At 66.5% G+C, this 16,083-nt stretch carries 16 protein-coding genes; 12 read left to right on the top strand and 4 right to left on the bottom strand.

The annotated features are described in order from the left end of the window. Positions 1 to 184 precede the first annotated feature (184 nt). Positions 185 to 928 (bottom strand): LuxR C-terminal-related transcriptional regulator, encoded by a 744-nt coding sequence (locus tag ACG00X_RS13865; RefSeq protein ID WP_394488777.1) that lies wholly within the window; start codon positions 926 to 928, stop codon positions 185 to 187. A 100-nt stretch (positions 929 to 1,028) separates the two neighbouring features. Then, entirely contained in the window at positions 1,029 to 2,006 is a 978-nt protein-coding gene (locus ACG00X_RS13860; RefSeq protein WP_394488776.1) for an NADPH:quinone oxidoreductase family protein, read from the bottom strand. A 93-nt stretch (positions 2,007 to 2,099) separates the two neighbouring features. Between ACG00X_RS13860 and surE the strand changes: the two genes are divergently transcribed. Genes surE through rlmD form a run of 5 tightly spaced genes read left to right on the top strand, consistent with a single transcriptional unit; the run spans position 2,100 to position 7,064 of the window. Continuing rightward, on the top strand, positions 2,100 to 2,843 hold the full coding sequence (gene surE, locus ACG00X_RS13855) for a 5'/3'-nucleotidase SurE (RefSeq protein ID WP_394488775.1): 744 nt from the start codon (positions 2,100 to 2,102) through the stop codon (positions 2,841 to 2,843). A gap of 4 nt (positions 2,844 to 2,847) precedes the next feature. Next, positions 2,848 to 3,651 carry a protein-L-isoaspartate(D-aspartate) O-methyltransferase gene (locus tag ACG00X_RS13850; RefSeq protein ID WP_394488774.1) on the top strand — a complete coding sequence of 268 codons (804 nt, stop codon included), beginning with the start codon at positions 2,848 to 2,850 and terminating at the stop codon, positions 3,649 to 3,651. A 59-nt stretch (positions 3,652 to 3,710) separates the two neighbouring features. Beyond that, entirely contained in the window at positions 3,711 to 4,619 is a 909-nt protein-coding gene (locus tag ACG00X_RS13845) for a peptidoglycan DD-metalloendopeptidase family protein (RefSeq protein WP_394488773.1), read from the top strand. 48 nt (positions 4,620 to 4,667) lie between these two features. Next, complete coding sequence (rpoS, locus tag ACG00X_RS13840) at positions 4,668 to 5,678, top strand: RNA polymerase sigma factor RpoS (protein WP_394488772.1); 1,011 nt, start codon at positions 4,668 to 4,670, stop codon at positions 5,676 to 5,678. Between the two features lie 30 nt (positions 5,679 to 5,708). Next, entirely contained in the window at positions 5,709 to 7,064 is a 1,356-nt protein-coding gene (gene rlmD, locus ACG00X_RS13835) for a 23S rRNA (uracil(1939)-C(5))-methyltransferase RlmD (RefSeq protein WP_394488771.1), read from the top strand. A gap of 83 nt (positions 7,065 to 7,147) precedes the next feature. On the opposite strand, the gene ACG00X_RS13830 is transcribed toward rlmD, so the two are convergent. Further along, on the bottom strand, positions 7,148 to 7,840 hold the full coding sequence (locus ACG00X_RS13830) for a Bax inhibitor-1/YccA family protein (protein WP_394488770.1): 693 nt from the start codon (positions 7,838 to 7,840) through the stop codon (positions 7,148 to 7,150). A 92-nt stretch (positions 7,841 to 7,932) separates the two neighbouring features. Here ACG00X_RS13830 and ACG00X_RS13825 point away from each other — a divergent pair, with 92 nt between their 5' ends. The 6 genes from ACG00X_RS13825 (at position 7,933) to ACG00X_RS13800 (ending at position 14,873) form a co-directional block, all read left to right on the top strand. Continuing rightward, on the top strand, positions 7,933 to 8,334 hold the full coding sequence (locus ACG00X_RS13825; RefSeq protein ID WP_394488769.1) for a GlcG/HbpS family heme-binding protein: 402 nt from the start codon (positions 7,933 to 7,935) through the stop codon (positions 8,332 to 8,334). A 178-nt stretch (positions 8,335 to 8,512) separates the two neighbouring features. After that, complete coding sequence (carA, locus tag ACG00X_RS13820; protein ID WP_394488768.1) at positions 8,513 to 9,673, top strand: glutamine-hydrolyzing carbamoyl-phosphate synthase small subunit; 1,161 nt, start codon at positions 8,513 to 8,515, stop codon at positions 9,671 to 9,673. Between the two features lie 149 nt (positions 9,674 to 9,822). Continuing rightward, on the top strand, positions 9,823 to 10,461 hold the full coding sequence (gene leuE / locus ACG00X_RS13815; protein ID WP_394488767.1) for a leucine efflux protein LeuE: 639 nt from the start codon (positions 9,823 to 9,825) through the stop codon (positions 10,459 to 10,461). A gap of 24 nt (positions 10,462 to 10,485) precedes the next feature. Then, positions 10,486 to 13,761 (top strand): carbamoyl-phosphate synthase large subunit, encoded by a 3,276-nt coding sequence (gene carB, locus ACG00X_RS13810; protein WP_394488766.1) that lies wholly within the window; start codon positions 10,486 to 10,488, stop codon positions 13,759 to 13,761. Between the two features lie 87 nt (positions 13,762 to 13,848). Beyond that, the gene (greA, locus tag ACG00X_RS13805) at positions 13,849 to 14,325 is read left to right on the top strand and encodes a transcription elongation factor GreA (RefSeq protein ID WP_394488765.1); all 477 of its coding nucleotides are present in this window, start codon (positions 13,849 to 13,851) and stop codon (positions 14,323 to 14,325) included. 104 nt (positions 14,326 to 14,429) lie between these two features. Then, the gene (locus tag ACG00X_RS13800; RefSeq protein ID WP_394488764.1) at positions 14,430 to 14,873 is read left to right on the top strand and encodes a DUF4149 domain-containing protein; all 444 of its coding nucleotides are present in this window, start codon (positions 14,430 to 14,432) and stop codon (positions 14,871 to 14,873) included. Here the strand turns inward: ACG00X_RS13800 and ACG00X_RS13795 are convergent. Then, complete coding sequence (locus tag ACG00X_RS13795; protein WP_394488763.1) at positions 14,851 to 15,324, bottom strand: YhbY family RNA-binding protein; 474 nt, start codon at positions 15,322 to 15,324, stop codon at positions 14,851 to 14,853. The two genes, ACG00X_RS13800 and ACG00X_RS13795, sit on opposite strands and share 23 nt — an antisense overlap. Before the next feature lie 20 nt (positions 15,325 to 15,344). Here ACG00X_RS13795 and ACG00X_RS13790 point away from each other — a divergent pair, with 20 nt between their 5' ends. Next, positions 15,345 to 16,019 carry an RlmE family RNA methyltransferase gene (locus ACG00X_RS13790; RefSeq protein ID WP_394488762.1) on the top strand — a complete coding sequence of 225 codons (675 nt, stop codon included), beginning with the start codon at positions 15,345 to 15,347 and terminating at the stop codon, positions 16,017 to 16,019. The last annotated feature ends 64 nt before the right edge of the window (positions 16,020 to 16,083 follow it).

Here is a 16,083-nt window from a genome sequence, read left to right as displayed (position 1 = left end):
TTCGTCACTCAGCCGAGGGCGTCCTCCGCGTGGCGACTTCCGCACCTCGGGCAACAGCGGCTGTATCCGCGACCACAGTGCTGCGCTGACTTCCTTCTTGACTGCCATCTTCCTCAGCGGTTCTTGAACTGAGGCAGATGATAAGTTTCGTTAGCGGCTCTAAGTCGTTGCCTTCACAGGCAAATCAGACCAAGCCTTGCTTTGACGCCAGCACGGCCGCCTCGGCGCGGCTGGACACGTTGAGCTTCTTGTAGATGCTCTTGATGTGGTCGTTGACGGTGAACCACTTGATGCCCATGAGGTTCGCGATTTCCTTGATCGTGAAACCCTTGCTGAGATAGGTCAGCACTTCGCTCTCGCGCGGGGTCAGGCGTTCCCATTCCGGCGGCGGGTCCAGCGCCACGTTGCGGCTGTTGCTGAACGGCGCGTGCATCGACGACAGCGAGCCGAAGCCGGAGTTCAGCGGCATGGTGCCGCTGTCGCTGGATGCCGGGCGAAAGTGCGAGAGCAGCCGGCGCGCAATCGCGGGCGACAGCGGTGGCTGGCCGCGGACGATGCGCTGCAGTTCTTCCACCAAGACCTCGAAGCGGTCCTCTTTCAGCAGGTAGCCATCTGCGCCGCATTGCAGCGCGGGGAAGAGGTGGTCGTCGTCGGAGTAGAGCGTGGTGACGATCTTGAGCGACGGCGAGCCGGTCAGCTCGGTCAGGAACTCCATGCCATTGCCGTCGGGCAGTTCGAGGTCGACGAGGATCAGCTTGAAGCCGTTGTCTGCCGCGTTGCTGCCGAACTTGGCGACCTGCCTTCGCGCATTCTCGAGGTCGCCCACCTCGGTGATCTCCATCGCATCGCTGAAGCTCTCACGGACCACGCGGCACAGAAAGCTCCGGGCAACGGGGTTGTCTTCGATGATGAGAACTTTGACGGTCATGGCATGCAGGAGGCTGCGGTCGATTCGATGGACGAATGTATCGCAGGCATCTTGCAGATATGGGCCCAGACCACGGGGGTGGACGCCCCCCTTTCAGGTTTCAAACTTGGGTAAGAACCAGCTTGCCGATGACCTCGCGAGCGGCCATGCGAGCGAAGGCGGCGGGCAGCTGTTCCAGCGGTAGCACGCGGTCCAGCACGGGCTTGATCTTGCCGGCCGCGTACCAGGCGGCGAGCTCGCCCAGCATCCTCGCGTTGTGGCTCGGTTCGCGCTTGGCGAACTCACCCCAGAACACGCCGACGAGTGACGCACCTTTGAGCAGCGCGAGGTTCAGCGGCAGAGCGGGAATCTGGCCCTGCGCAAAGCCGACGACGAGATAGCGCCCTCGCCAGGCGATGGCGCGGAACGCGGCCTCGGCGAGGTCGCCGCCGACCGGGTCGTAGATGACGTCGGGGCCGCGGCCGTCGGTCAGCGTCTTGAGCGCGTCACGCAGGTTCTGCGTCGTGTAGTTGATGGCTGCATCGGCGCCCAGCGCCTGGCAGGCCTGGCATTTGGCATCGCTGCCGGCTGCTGCGATGACCCGCGCGCCCATCGTCTTGGCGATCTGGATGGCCGCCGTGCCGACGCCGCCGGCCGCGCCGAGGATGAGCACCGTCTCACCCGCGCGCAGCGCGCCGCGATCGATGAGGGCATGGTGGCTGGTGGCGTAAGTGCAGATGAAGGCCGCGGCGTCCTCGAAGCTGAAGCCGTCGGGCAGTGGCATGGCCAGCGCGGCGGGAATGCAGACTTCCGTCGCAAAGCCGCCCAGCCCGCCGAACGCGGCCACGCGTTGGCCGATGACGAAGCCTTTCACGCCCTCGCTCACTTCGCTGACGACGCCGGAGAACTCGGTGCCCGGCACGAAGGGCAGCGGCGGCTTCATCTGGTATTTGTTCTGCACGATGAGCAGGTCCGGGAAGTTCAGGCTCGCCGCCCTGATCTGCACGCGGATCTGCCCAGGGGTCAGTGGCGGCGCGGGAAGATCCCGCCATTGCAGCGCCTCGACGCCCACCGGGTTCTCGCAGACCCAAGCCTTCATGGCTGTCTCCTCTTGTGTTGGGGCGTCGATGATAGGAATGCAGCGGGTGAATCCCGGGTCCCGCAGGCGACGCGGTCCCTACAATTGGCCCGCATGCGAATCCTGATTTCCAACGACGACGGCTACCTCGCACCGGGCCTCGCCGCCCTGGTCAAGGCCTGTGAAGGGCTGGGCGAGATCGAGGTCATCGCGCCCGAGCAGAACGCGAGCGGCACGTCCAACTCGCTGACGTTGAATCGCCCGCTGAACGTCTACCGCGCCGCCAATGGCTTTCGCTACGTCAGCGGTACGCCGTCCGACGGCGTCCACCTCGCGCTGACCGGCTTGCTGGGCTATCGGCCCGACCTGGTGCTGTCCGGCATCAACAACGGCGCCAACATGGGCGACGACACGCTCTACTCCGGCACGGTGGCCGCAGCAACCGAGGGTTATCTGTTCGGCATTCCGTCGATTGCCTTCTCGCAGGCCGAGAAGGGGTGGGGTGACCTGGATGCCGCTGCGCGCACGGCGCGCGCGGTCGTCGAGCAGGTCATTGCGGGTGGCTTGGGGCAGGGCTTCCTGCTGAATGTGAACATCCCCAATCGGCCCGATGCGGACCGGCTGCCGCGCCGGATCACACGGCTGGGCCGGCGCCACGCCAGCGAGGGCATCATCGAGCAGGTGAACCCACGCGGCGAGACGATTTACTGGATCGGACCGGCCGGTGATGCCAAGGACGCGGGCGAGGGCACCGACTTCCACGCCACCGCCAACGGTCAGGTCTCCATCACGCCGCTGCAGGTGGACCTGACGGAACACGCGACGTTGGGAACTTGGGCTCAGCGGCTCGGCCTGTGACGCGATGACGGCGCCGAAGCGCTTTCCGGCGAGCCTGAAATCGGCCGTCGCACCGCCGCGCGAATTGCTGATGCCCCAGCGCCATCTGCAGCAGGCCACCGTGGATGCGGCCCGCCTGGCGCGGCCCAGCGGCACGGGGTTGGACAGCGGCGCCGTGCGGCAACGCATGGTGTCCCGCCTGCGGGCCGAGGGCAAGTTCGACGAGCAGGTGCTGGCCGCGATGGCGGCTGTGCCTCGCCACGAGTTCGTCGACAGCGCGCTGGCCGCGCAGGCGTACGAAGACACGGCGCTGCCCATTGGGCATGGCCAGACCATCTCCAAGCCGTCGGTCGTGGCGCACATGCTGGGCCTGCTGATGGCGGGTGCCGGTGCGCGTCAGCGCGGCTCGTTGGGGCGCGTGCTGGAGATCGGTACGGGCTGCGGTTACCAGGCTGCCGTGATCGCGATGCTGGCGCGGCAGGTCACCTCCATCGAGCGCTTGCAGGGTCTGCATGACAAGGCACGCCTCAACCTGCAGCGCCTCGTGCTGCCGCGGGCGCCGCGGCTCATTTGGGGCGATGGCCGCGTCGGCCACTCGGCCAGCGGCCCTTTCGACAGCATCATCGCGGCTGCCGGTGGCGAAGACATTCCTGCGGCCTGGACGGCGCAGCTCGCGCCCGGCGGGCGGCTCATCGCGCCGACGGCCTCAAGCGGGCGCGGCCAGGTGCTGGTGGTGCTCGATCATGTCGTCGAAGGCGGCGTCAGCCGATGGTTGCGCAGCGAACATGAGGCAGTGCTGTTCGTCCCTCTAAAATCAGGCGTCGTTTGACGGGGCCGCTGGCGCACCGCGCCACACAATCCGGGCGACCTCCAAGCCACAGCCACACGATGCCCTCACGCCTGAGTCACCTTCTCGCCGTCGTTACCACCACGCTGTTGCTCAGCGCCTGCACCAGCGTTTCGCTGAACCAGGCGCCTGTCGAGGACCGCAATCCGCAGGTTCCCAAGGCCGTGACGCCGGCGGCTGCTGCTGTGCCCATGCCCGCTGCTGCACCGGCCGACGTGAAGCCGCCGCTGCCCGGGGCCGAGAACGCCGGCAAGCCGGGCTACTACACGGTCAAGGCTGGCGATGCGCTGATCCGCATTGCGCTGGACAACGGTCAGAGCTGGCGCGACGTGGCGAAGTGGAATGCGCTGGAGAACCCCAACCGCATTGAGGTGGGCCAGGTGTTGCGCGTCGTGCCCCCGGGTGTGGATCCCACGGCCGTGACGGCCAAGCCCATTGTGATGGCGCCCAAGGTCGAGAGCCGTCCGCTGGACGCCAAGCCGCCTGCGGCATCGGCCAGTGCCGTGGTGGCCAGTGCTTCGGCCCCAGCGCGTGAGGTGCCTGCCCGCGAGACGCCGAAGGAGAGTGCGGCGTCCGATGACGACAACCTGGCCTGGGGCTGGCCGGTGTCGCAGTCGGTCAGTGCGGGCTTCGATGAGCAGCGCAACAAGGGGCTGGACTTCGCGGGCAAGCCGGGTGACCCGGTGCTGGCCGTCGCGGACGGTCGCGTCGTTTATGCAGGTTCGGGCTTGCGCGGCTACGGCAACTTGGTCATCATCAAGCACAACAACACCTACCTGACGGCGTATGCCCATAACCGGGCCATGCTGGTCGAGCAGGACCAAGTCGTACGCAAAGGCCAGAGGATCGCGGAGATGGGTTCCACTGAAAGCGATACCGTCAAGCTGCACTTCGAGGTGCGCAAGCTCGGCAAGCCCGTCGACCCGTCCAAGTTGCTGCCGGCGCGTTGAGGCCACCGGTCAGCGAATCAGCAAGCACACCGGGCCAGCGATCACGTCATGAAGCGCGCTGTGCCCCACCCGACCGATGGCCGCGACGGCTCGCCGCACGAGCCGGGCGTCATGCTGTCGATGAACAGCGGCGCGGACGCTGAGCCCGATGACGTGCCGGATGACGATGGTCAGGCGTTGCGTGCCAATGGCGGCGCTCAGGAGGCGGAGCTTGGCAACGCGCTGCAGGCCTATCTGCGCGACATCCGCCGCACGCCGCTGCTGACGCCGCAGCAGGAATTCGACACCGCCGTGGCGGCACGTGCGGGCGACTTCAAGGCCCGCCAGGCCATGATCGAGCACAACCTGCGGCTCGTCGTCAGCATCGCCAAGAACTACCTCGGCCGCGGCCTGCCGATGAGTGATCTCATCGAGGAGGGCAACCTCGGCCTGATGCACGCGATCGGCAAGTTCGAGCCCGAGCGCGGCTTTCGCTTCTCGACCTATTCAAGCTGGTGGATCCGCCAGAGCATCGAGCGGGCGCTGATGCATCAGGCCCGGCTGGTGCGGCTGCCGGTGCACATCGTTCGTGAGCTGAACCAGGTGCTGAAGGCTCGGCGAGCGCTGGAGGCACTGCAAAGCGCCGCCGGGGCCGAAAGTCGCGTGCGGGCCGAGGACGTGGCGCAAGCGCTCGGCCGCCCGGTCGACGAGGTGGCGGAGCTGCTGGCCTACGCGGAGTTGCCGAGTTCGCTGGACTCGCCGGTGGACCGCAATGGCGAGGGCGGCGAGTCCATGCTGGATCTCGTCGCCGACGAGCAGGCCGTAGACCCGCTGGGGCTGCGGCTGTCGCACGAGGTGGAAGAGCTGCTGCAGCATGGCCTCGCCAGCCTCAATGAGCGCGAGCGCGAGGTGCTGGCAGGGCGCTACGGCCTGTCTGACCGCGAGCCGGAGACGCTTGATGTGCTGGCCATCCGGCTCAAGCTCACCCGCGAGCGCATCCGGCAGATCCAGATCGAGGCGCTGGCCAAGCTCAAGCGCAACATGATGCGCCACGGCGTCGATCGGGACTCGATCTTCTGACCTGGCGCGCGGTCCCCGGATAATTCGGGGATGAACCAGACAACGGATTGGCTCAAGGTCGAGAGCATCGAACTTGAGGCGCAGGGCGTGGCGCACAACGCCGAGGGCAAGGTGGTCTTCATCGATGGCGCCTTGCCGGGCGAGATCGTGAAGGCGCAGATCTCGCGTCGCAAGAACAACTGGGAGCAGGGACAGCTTCTCGAGATCAAGAAGGAAAGCCCGCTGCGGGTCACGCCGGGCTGCCCGCACTTCGGCCTGCACGCGGGCGCCTGCGGCGGCTGCAAGATGCAGCACCTGCAGCCGGGCGCGCAGGTCGCCGTCAAGCAGCGCGTGGTGGAGGATCAGCTCTGGCACCTGGGCAAGGTCAAGCCCGAGGTGTTGCTGCGGCCCATCGAGGGGCCGACCTGGGGCTATCGCTACCGCGCGCGTTTCTCGGTGCGCTATGTCGAGAAGAAGGGCGTCGTGCTGATCGGCTTTCATGAGCGCAAGAGCCGCTACGTGGCCGACATGCAGGTCTGCAAGGTCGTGCCCAAGGTCGTCAGCGACCTGTTGATGCCGATGCGCGAGCTGATTTCGTCGATGGCCGAGCGCGACCGCCTGCCGCAGATTGAGCTGGCCATGGGGGATGAGGTCATCGCGCTGGTGCTGCGCCACCTGAACCCGCTGCCGGCGGGCGACATTGCGAAGCTGCGCGAGTTCGCGGTGGCGCATGGTGTGCAGTGGTGGCTGCAGCCCAAGGGGCCGGACACCGTCAAGCTGCTCGATGAAGGCGGGCCGCCACTGGCCTACCGGCTGCCGGAGTTCGGCGTCACCATGCCGTTCAAGCCGACCGATTTCACGCAGGTGAACCCGCACATCAATGAGGCGCTTGTCGGCCGGGCGCTGCGTCTGCTGGCTGTGCAGCCGGATGAGCGTGTCATCGACTGGTTCTGCGGGCTGGGCAACTTCACGCTGCCGCTGGCCACGCAGGCGCGCGAGGTGTTGGGCATCGAGGGCAGCGAGACGCTGGTGCAGCGCTCGCGCGAGAACGCGGCGGCCAACGGCCTGGCGCACAAGACCAGCTTCGTGGCGCGCAACCTGTTCGACATGACGCCGGAATTGCTGGCGCTGGACGGCACGGCCGATCGCTGGCTCATCGACCCGCCGCGCGAAGGTGCCTTTGCGCTCGCCAAGGCGGTGGCGGACATCGCGCAGGATCCGTCGCTGGCGCCCGGCTGGACGCCGCCAAAGCGCATCGTCTACGTCAGTTGCAACCCGGCCACGCTGGCGCGGGATGCGGGGCTGCTGGTCAACGTGGCGGGTTACCGCTGCACGGCGGCCAGCGCGGTGAACATGTTCCCGCACACGGCACACGTCGAATCCATCGCGGTCTTCGAGCGCGCATAAAAAAGGAGCCGCATCAGCGGCTCCTTCATCGCGTCAGTGCCCTGGCGCCGGCGTTGCCGGGCCATGGGCGGCTGGATGGGATGTCAGTCGCGGTCGCCGCCAAAGATGCCCAGCAGCGACAGCAGGCTCTGGAACACGTTGTAGATGTCCAGATAGATGTTCAGCGTCGCGCTGATGTAGTTGGTCTCGCCGCCGTCGATGACGCGCTTGACGTCGTACAGCATGAAGGCCGAGAACACGCCCAGCATCAGCACTAGGATGGTCAGCATCAGTGCCGACGAGTGCAGGAACAGGTTGGCGATGCCAGCCACGAGCAGCACCACGGCGCCGACGGTCAGGAACTTGCCCATGCCCGACAGATCGCGCTTGATGACGGTGGCCAGCGTGGCCATCGTGAAGAACACGGCAGCCGTGCCGCCGAAGGCGGTCATGATCAGCGACGAGCCGTTCTTGAAGCCCAGCACGTAGCCGATCAGGCGCGACAGCATCAGGCCCATGAAGAACGTGAAGCCCAGCAGCGCGGCGACGCCGGCGGCGCTGTTCTTGGTCTTCTCGATGACGAACATCAGGCCGAAGGCGCCGACGAAGAAGATCAGCGTGCTCATGCCGGGCGCCATCTTCGCGAAGACGCCGGTGGCGGCACCGATCCAGGCGCCCAGCACGGTGGGAACCAGGGACAGGGCCAGCAGCCAGTAGGTGTTGCGCAGCACGCGCTGGCTGTCCGTCGTGACGGCGCTGCCGGCATAGCCGAACGGCGTTTGCAAGTTGTTGTTCATGACGATCCTCCGATGGACGAATGGAAACCGCCTGCATTCTAGGGGCGGCATCTGGCCGCTACATTGGGGGCTGTTCACCCGAAAGCAAGACCATGAAGCAGCAATTCCAACTCGAACTCGAAGACGTCAAGCGCATCGCGGCGGCGGCCGAGGCGCATGCCGCCGCCAAGGGCTGGGCGGTGTCCATCGCCATCGTCGACGCTGGCGGCCACTTGTTGTGGCTGCAGCGCATGGACGGCGCCGCGCCCATCTCCGCGCAGATCGCGCCCGCCAAGGCGCACACGGCGGCGCTGGGCCGGCGTGAATCCAAGGTCTACGAGGACATGATCAACGGCGGCCGCGTGTCCTTCCTCAGTGCGCCGGGCATCGCGGCCACGCTGGAGGGTGGCGTTCCCATCGTCGTCGATGGCCAGCACCTGGGGGCGGTGGGCGTCAGCGGCGTGAAGTCGAGCGAAGACGCGGAGATCGCCAAGGCTGGCATCGCGGCACTTTGAGGTGTCACGGGGCGGACACGAAGCCTCCGTACTTACCCGCGTCGGCTATACTCGATGGGTTTACCTGAACCCCATCGCTGCCCGGCGCAAACCCCCTCGGTTTTCAACAAGTTGACCCGCCCCTGAATCGATTCAGGCGGGTTGATGTCGGGCACGCAGCCACTTGCGGAGACCCTTTGTGCTGACCGACCTGCTCCATCCCCCTCAAGCAATCCTGGCTCTGGCGGATGGGACGGTGTTCCGAGGCCAGGCCGTCGGCGCCACCGGCCAAACGGTCGGTGAAGTGGTGTTCAACACCTCGCTGACCGGCTATCAGGAAATCCTGACCGACCCCAGCTACTGCAAGCAGATCGTCACGCTGACGTATCCGCACATCGGCAGTTATGGCGTCAGCGACGAGGACGTCGAGGCGTCCAAGGTCTTCGCTGCCGGCCTGGTCATCAAGGACCTGCCCATCCGCGCCTCCAACTTCCGCGCTGGCAAGACGCTGGACGCCTACCTGCGCGAGCAGGGCACGGTCGCCATTGCCGGCCTGGACACGCGGCGCCTGACCCGCGTGCTGCGCACGAAGGGCGCGCAGAACGGCTGCATCCTGGCATTGCCCGCTGGCGAGGCGGTCACGCAAGCGCACATTGACGCTGCCGTGGCGGCCGCCCAGGCCGCGCCGTCGATGGCTGGCCTGGACCTGGCCAAGGTCGTCAGCCGCACCGAGAGCGAAAGCTGGACGCAGACCGAGTGGAAGCTCGGCGACGGCTACGGCACGCAGACCGCGCCCAAGTTCCACGTCGTGGCCTACGACTTCGGCGTCAAGAGCAACATCCTGCGCATGCTGGCTTCGAGGGGCTGCAAGGTCACCATCGTGCCGGCGCAGACGCCTGCCAGCGCCGTGTTCGACCTGGAGCCGGACGGCGTGTTCCTGTCCAACGGCCCCGGCGACCCGGAGCCCTGCGACTACGCCATCAAGGCCACCGCGCAGCTGATCGAGTCCGGCATTCCCGTCTTCGGCATCTGCCTGGGTCACCAGATCCTGGCGCTCGCCTCGGGCGCCAAGACCTTCAAGATGAAGTTCGGCCACCACGGCGCCAACCACCCGGTGAAGGACCTGGACAGCGGCCGCGTCGGCATCACCAGCCAGAACCACGGCTTCGCGGTCGACCCCGACACGCTGCCGGCGAATCTGCGCGCCACACACATCAGCCTGTTCGACGGCACGCTGCAAGGCATCGCCCGCACCGACAAGCCGGCCTTCAGCTTCCAGGGCCACCCGGAAGCCAGCCCCGGCCCGCACGACATCGCCTACCTGTTCGACCGTTTCATCGGTTTGATGTCGAAAGCCTGAGATGAAGCCCCTCGTCCAAGGCGTACCTTGGCCGGTCCCCCGTGGGGACGGCGATGCTCACGGCATTGAGCCGCGAGCACATCGCCGGTCGGGCCGGCTCGGGAGCGGCCCAGCGCTCGGCCCGGAATACCCAGGAGTGGATCACTGACATGTTCGGCATCACCGACCTCGGCACCTACCTCGCGGCAGTGATCTTCATCATCCTGCTGCCGGGGCCCAACTCGCTGTATGTGTTGTCCGTCGCGGCGCAGCGCGGCGTGCGCGCGGGCTACACGGCGGCGTGCGGCGTGTTCCTCGGCGACGCGGTGCTGATGACGGCCGCTGCGGCCGGCGGCGCGTCGCTGCTGATGGCCAGCCCGGCGATCTTCTTCGTCGTGAAGATGGTCGGCGCGATCTACCTGGGCTGGATCGGCATCCAGTTGCTGCGCGGTGGCTTGAAGAGCTGGCGCGGCGAGGGTCAAGTCGAGGCACCGCGCGCGGTAGACGCCAGCCAGCCCTTCCGCAAGGCGCTGGTCGTCAGCCTGCTGAATCCCAAGGCCATTGCCTTCCTGCTGTCGTTCTTCATCCAGTTCGTCGATCCGGCCTACCCGCATCCCGCGCTGACCTTTCTGATCCTGGGTTCCATCATCCAGGTCTTCAGCTTCATCTATCTGTCGACGCTGATCTTTGCCGGCGCCCGCCTCGCGGCGGCCTTCCGGGCGCGGCGTCGTCTCTCCGGGGCCGCCAACGCGGGCGTCGGTGTCCTTTTCGTTGGATTCGGGGCCAAGCTGGCCACGGCCACCCTCTAAAAACGTCCAAGAGCGCAGACCGCCATGCCCAAACGTACAGACCTCAAGAGCATCCTCATCATCGGCGCCGGCCCGATCATCATCGGCCAGGCCTGTGAGTTCGACTACTCGGGCGCTCAGGCCTGCAAGGCGCTGCGCGAGGAGGGCTACAAGGTCATCCTGGTGAACAGCAACCCGGCGACCATCATGACGGACCCGGACACGGCGGACGTCACCTACATCGAGCCCATCACCTGGCAGGTTGTCGAGAAGATCATCGCCAAGGAGCGCCCGGATGCGGTGCTGCCGACGATGGGCGGCCAGACCGCGCTGAACTGCGCGCTGGACCTGCACAAGCATGGTGTGCTGGCCAAGTACAACGTCGAGATGATCGGCGCCAACGAGGTGGCCATCGAGAAGGCCGAGGACCGCCTGAAGTTCAAGGACGCGATGACCAAGATCGGCCTGGGTTCGGCCAAGTCGGGCATCGCGCACACGCTCGAAGAAGCGTGGGCAGTGCAGAAGCAGATCCACGCCGAGATCGGCGGCAGCGGCTTCCCGATGGTCATCCGCCCCAGCTTCACGCTGGGCGGCACGGGCGGCGGCATTGCCTACAACCCGGAAGAGTTCGAGACCATCTGCAAGCGTGGCATCGACCTCTCGCCCACCAACGAGCTGCTCATCGAAGAGAGCCTGATCGGCTGGAAGGAATACGAGATGGAGGTCGTCCGCGACAAGGCGGACAACTGCATCATCGTCTGCTCCATCGAGAACCTGGACCCGATGGGCATCCACACCGGTGACTCCATCACCGTGGCGCCGAGCCAGACGCTGTCGGACAAGGAATACCAGCTGCTGCGCAATGCGTCGCTGGCCGTGCTGCGCGAGATCGGCGTGGACACCGGCGGCTCCAACGTGCAGTTCTCCATCAACCCGAAGGACGGCCGCATGGTCGTCATCGAGATGAACCCGCGCGTGTCGCGCTCGTCGGCGCTGGCCTCCAAGGCCACGGGCTTCCCCATCGCCAAGGTCGCGGCCAAGCTGGCCGTGGGCTACACGCTGGACGAGCTGAAGAACGACATCACGGGTGGCGCGACGCCGGCCTCGTTCGAGCCCAGCATCGACTACGTCGTCACCAAGATTCCGCGCTTCGCCTTCGAGAAGTTCCCGATGGCCGACTCGCGCCTGACGACGCAGATGAAGTCCGTCGGCGAAGTGATGGCCATGGGCCGCACCTTCCAGGAGTCGTTCCAGAAGGCGCTGCGCGGCCTGGAGACCGGCATCGACGGCCTGACCGAGCGCTCGACCGACCGTGAAGAGATCGTGCAGGAGATCGGCGAAGCCGGCCCCGAGCGCATCCTGTTCCTGGCCGATGCGTTCCGCATCGGCATGACGCTGGACGAGATCTGCGAAGAGACCGCGGTGGACCCGTGGTTCCTCGCGCAGATCGAGCAGCTGGTGCAGATCGAAGGCGCGATCAAGGGCCGCTCGATTGAATCCATCAGCGAGGCCGAGCTGCGCCTGCTGAAGACCAAGGGCTTCTCGGACAAGCGCCTGGCCAAGCTGCTGGGCACCAACCAGCACGCCGTGCGTGAACGCCGCGTCGCGCTGAACGTGCGCCCGGTCTACAAGCGCGTGGACACCTGCGCCGCCGAGTTCTCGACGCAGACGGCCTACATGTACTCCACGTACGAAGGCGAGGGCGCCGAGTGCGAGGCCGCACCGACGGACAAGAAGAAGATCATGGTGCTGGGCGGTGGCCCGAACCGCATCGGCCAGGGCATCGAGTTCGACTACTGCTGCGTGCACGCGGCCCTCGCGATGCGCGAGGACGGGTTTGAAACGCTGATGGTCAACTGCAACCCCGAGACCGTCTCGACCGACTACGACACGTCCGACCGGCTGTACTTCGAGCCCGTCACGCTGGAAGACGTGCTGGAGATCGTCGACAAGGAAAAGCCGGTCGGCGTCATCGTGCAGTACGGCGGCCAGACGCCGCTGAAGCTGGCGCTGGACCTGGAGCGGGCCGGCGTGCCCATCATCGGCACGACGCCCGATTCCATCGACATCGCCGAGGACCGCGAGCGCTTCCAGAAGCTGCTGCACGAGCTGGGCCTGAAGCAGCCGCCCAACCGCACGGCACGCACCGAAGAGCAGGCTGTTGCGCTGGCCAACGAGATCGGCTACCCGCTGGTCGTGCGCCCCAGCTATGTGCTGGGCGGCCGCGCGATGGAGATCGTGCACGGCGACAAGGACCTGGAGCGCTATATGCGCGAAGCCGTGCGCGTCAGCGAGAAGTCGCCGGTGCTGCTGGACCACTTCCTGCAGGACGCTGTCGAGGTGGACGTGGACTGCATCGCCGACGGCGTCGACACGATGATCGGCGGCATCATGGAGCACATTGAGGCGGCCGGCATCCACTCCGGCGACTCGGCCTGCTCGCTGCCGCCGTACACGCTGGCCGCCGATGTCCAGGACGAACTGCGCCGCCAGACCGCCGCCATGGCCAAGGCGCTGAAGGTGGTGGGCCTCATGAACGTGCAGTTCGCCATCCAGGGCGACGTGACCAAGGGTCTGGCGCACTGCACGATCTACGTGCTGGAAGTGAACCCGCGCGCCTCGCGCACGGTGCCCTACGTCTCCAAGGCCACCGGCCAGCAGCTCGCCAAGATCGCTGCCCGCTGCATGGCCGGCCAGAAGCTGCAGGACCAGCGCGACCGCAAGGGCCGCGTGCCCAAGGAAGTCGTGCCGCCGTACTACAGCGTCAAGGAAGCCGTCTTCCCGTTCAACAAGTTCCCCGGCGTCGACCCCATCCTCAGCCCCGAGATGCGTTCGACCGGTGAAGTGATGGGCGCAGCCCGGACGTTCGGCGAGGCGATGCTGAAGAGCCAGATCGGCGCCGGCTCGCGCTTGCCGCGTTCGGGCAACGTGCTGATCACCGTGAAGAGCAGCGACCATGCCCGCGCGGCCGCCATTGCCAAGGATCTGCACGCGCTGGGCTTCGGCATCGTCGCGACCAAGGGCACGGCCTCGGCCATCGCCGAAGCCGGCGTGCCGGTCAAGCTGATCAACAAGATCAAGGACGGCCGCCCGCACATCGTCGATGCGCTCAAGGGCGGAGACATCCAGCTGGTCTTCACGACCGTGGACGAGACCCGCACGGCCATTGCCGACAGCCGCTACATCCGCCAGGCTGCCCTGGCCAACCGCGTGACCTACTACACGACGATGGCTGGCTGCGAGGCTGCCGTGGAGGGCATGAAGCACCAGAACGGTCTGCTCGTGCAATCCCTGCAAGAGCTCCACGCCGAACTCGCCTAAACTTTCCCTTCATTGATGCCGCCGCCGCCGCCCGGGAGCGCCCGGGCCGCAGCGGCGGTCTCTTTTTTGCCTGACCCTGATAGAGCTATGAGCACCATCCCCCTGACCAAGCGCGGCGCCGAGGCGCTGAAGGAAGAGCTGCACCGCCTGAAGACGGTGGAACGTCCGGCCGTGATCCTGGCGATTGCTGAAGCGCGTGCCCAAGGCGACCTGAGCGAAAACGCCGAGTACGACGCGGCCAAGGACAAGCAGGGCTTCATCGAGGGGCGCATCCTCGAAGTCGAGGGCAAGCTGTCGGTCGCGCAGATCATCGATCCCTCCGCGCTGGATGCCGGTGGCCGTGTGGTGTTCGGTGCCACCGTGGACCTGGAAGATGAAGACAGTGGCAACGCCGTAACCTACCAAATCACCGGTGACGACGAGGCCGACATCAAGCTGGGCCGAATCTCGATCGGCTCACCCATCGCGCGCGCGCTCATCGGCAAGGAAGCCGGTGATACGGCCGAGGTGCAGGCGCCCGGCGGCGTGCGCCGCTACGAGATCATCGAAGTCCGCTACGTTTAATCCACCGCCTACCGGCTGCGCCGGCGCCCATCAAGGGCGCCGCCAGCAGCCCGGCAAAGCCGGTTCCGCGGCAGCCACCTGGTAAGGCTCTACGCTTGTCGCCGATGTTTGTGAGATTGCAAGCCCTGTTGGCCGCCCTCTGGGGTGGCTTTTTGCTGTGTGTGGCGTTCGCGGCCGCGCCCAGTGCATTCGCGGTGCTGGAGCGCGCCAGTGCGGGCTTGTTCGTGGCGCGGCTGTTTGCAGTCGACGCGCAGATCAGCCTCGCGGCGGGGCTGATCCTGATGCTGCTGGAGCGACGCGTCGCGCGTGACGCGATGGAGGCCGGCGCGGCGGGGAACGTGTTCTCGGCGAAGCTGCTGCTGCCCGCTGTCGCCTTGTTCTGCACGATCGCCGGCTACTACGGCCTGCAGCCGCTGATGGCGGAAGCCAAGGCCGGCGTCGGCGTGGCTTCCTTCGGCGCGCTTCACGGTGCGTCGCTCGCCTTCTTCGCGGTCAAGGGCCTCGCCGTGCTGGCCCTCGCGTGGATCAGTCAGCGACGTTCTTCTTGACGCTGGTCATGCGCCGCTTGGCGCGCTTGATCTCGCCGCCCTGGGCGACGCGTTCGTTGCCCAGCACCTTCAGCTTGCTGACCTGCGGTCGGCCGTTACCGCTCTTGGAGAACTTGACGATCTTGACGACGCGCGGGCCCGGCTTGGCATCGGCGCGCTCGGGCGCCGCCTTCTCCGGGATCGGGCGCCAGAGCACCAGCAGCTTCCCGATGTGCTGGATGGGTGCGGCATTCAGCTCGTCGCAGAGCTGCGCGAACATGGCCTCGCGAGCCGTGCGGTCGTCACCCAGGACCCGCACCTTGATCAGGCCATGGGCCTTCAACGCGGCGTCGGTTTCCTTCACGACGGCAGGGGTGAGGCCGTCGCCGCCGATCATCACGACCGGGTCGAGATGATGGGCGTCGGCGCGCTTGTCCTTGCGCTGGGCGGGGGTCAGATTGATTTGAGGCATCCGCCTATTATCGTTTCTCGATGAAAACTCAAACCAAGAGCAAAAAGCTCAACAAGGCGTGGCTGAACAATCACGTCAGCGACCCCTATGTGCAGCAGGCGCAGAAGGACGGCTACCGTTCGCGCGCGGCCTACAAGCTCAAGGAGATCGACGAGGAGCTCAAGCTCATTCGTCCCGGGCAGGTGGTCGTCGATCTGGGGGCCACGCCGGGCGCCTGGAGCCAGTACCTGCGTCGCAAGTTCGCGCCCAAGGAGGCGGGGCAGGGCGGGGCGGCCGTGGGGCAGCTCAACGGCACCATCATTGCGCTCGATCTGCTCGATTTCGAGCCCATCGAAGGCGTGCAGTTCATCCAGGGCGACTTCCAGGAGGATGCGGTGCTGGCGCAGTTGGAGGCGGCACTGGCCGGCAAACCCGTGGATGTCGTGGTGTCGGACATGGCGCCCAACCTGTCGGGCATTGCGGCGACGGATGGCGCCCGCATCTCCAATCTGATCGAGCTGGCCGTGGATTTCGCCGGCAAACACCTGAAGCCCGAGGGCGCGTTGGTGGCCAAGGTCTTCCACGGCAGTGGCTACAACGAGCTGGTGCTGCTGTTCCGCGCCCAGTTCAAGACCGTCAAGGTCGTGAAGCCCAAGGCCTCGCGCGAGCGGTCTTCCGAGACATTCTTGGTCGGCATCGGTTTGAAAAACCGCTAATTAGAGGGTCAGCCCTCTTGCCTCACCTAAAATCGCCCCCACAGTCCTGAAACCCGCGCTGGGC

Origin of the sequence: Pelomonas nitida, assembly GCF_043555975.1 — a bacterium.
GTDB lineage: Bacteria > Pseudomonadota > Gammaproteobacteria > Burkholderiales > Burkholderiaceae_C > Pelomonas > Pelomonas nitida.
The sequence above is the reverse complement of the archived record's forward strand: the minus strand, read 5'-3'. Positions and strand labels throughout refer to the sequence as shown.

Bases quoted from the DNA above. Each gene is read 5' to 3' on its own strand.
- carB (WP_394488766.1), top strand. From the start codon at position 10,486: ATGCCCAAACGTACAGACCTCAAGAGCATCCTCATCATCGGCGCCGGC.
- ACG00X_RS13845 (WP_394488773.1), top strand. From the start codon at position 3,711: ATGCCCTCACGCCTGAGTCACCTTCTCGCCGTCGTTACCACCACGCTG.
- ACG00X_RS13860 (WP_394488776.1), bottom strand. From the start codon at position 2,006: ATGAAGGCTTGGGTCTGCGAGAACCCGGTGGGCGTCGAGGCGCTGCAA.
- greA (WP_394488765.1), top strand. From the start codon at position 13,849: ATGAGCACCATCCCCCTGACCAAGCGCGGCGCCGAGGCGCTGAAGGAA.
- rlmD (WP_394488771.1), top strand. From the start codon at position 5,709: ATGAACCAGACAACGGATTGGCTCAAGGTCGAGAGCATCGAACTTGAG.
- rpoS (WP_394488772.1), top strand. From the start codon at position 4,668: ATGAAGCGCGCTGTGCCCCACCCGACCGATGGCCGCGACGGCTCGCCG.
- ACG00X_RS13850 (WP_394488774.1), top strand. From the start codon at position 2,848: ATGACGGCGCCGAAGCGCTTTCCGGCGAGCCTGAAATCGGCCGTCGCA.
- leuE (WP_394488767.1), top strand. From the start codon at position 9,823: ATGTTCGGCATCACCGACCTCGGCACCTACCTCGCGGCAGTGATCTTC.
- ACG00X_RS13795 (WP_394488763.1), bottom strand. From the start codon at position 15,324: ATGCCTCAAATCAATCTGACCCCCGCCCAGCGCAAGGACAAGCGCGCC.
- ACG00X_RS13865 (WP_394488777.1), bottom strand. From the start codon at position 928: ATGACCGTCAAAGTTCTCATCATCGAAGACAACCCCGTTGCCCGGAGC.
- ACG00X_RS13800 (WP_394488764.1), top strand. From the start codon at position 14,430: ATGTTTGTGAGATTGCAAGCCCTGTTGGCCGCCCTCTGGGGTGGCTTT.
- ACG00X_RS13830 (WP_394488770.1), bottom strand. From the start codon at position 7,840: ATGAACAACAACTTGCAAACGCCGTTCGGCTATGCCGGCAGCGCCGTC.
- ACG00X_RS13825 (WP_394488769.1), top strand. From the start codon at position 7,933: ATGAAGCAGCAATTCCAACTCGAACTCGAAGACGTCAAGCGCATCGCG.
- ACG00X_RS13790 (WP_394488762.1), top strand. From the start codon at position 15,345: ATGAAAACTCAAACCAAGAGCAAAAAGCTCAACAAGGCGTGGCTGAAC.
- surE (WP_394488775.1), top strand. From the start codon at position 2,100: ATGCGAATCCTGATTTCCAACGACGACGGCTACCTCGCACCGGGCCTC.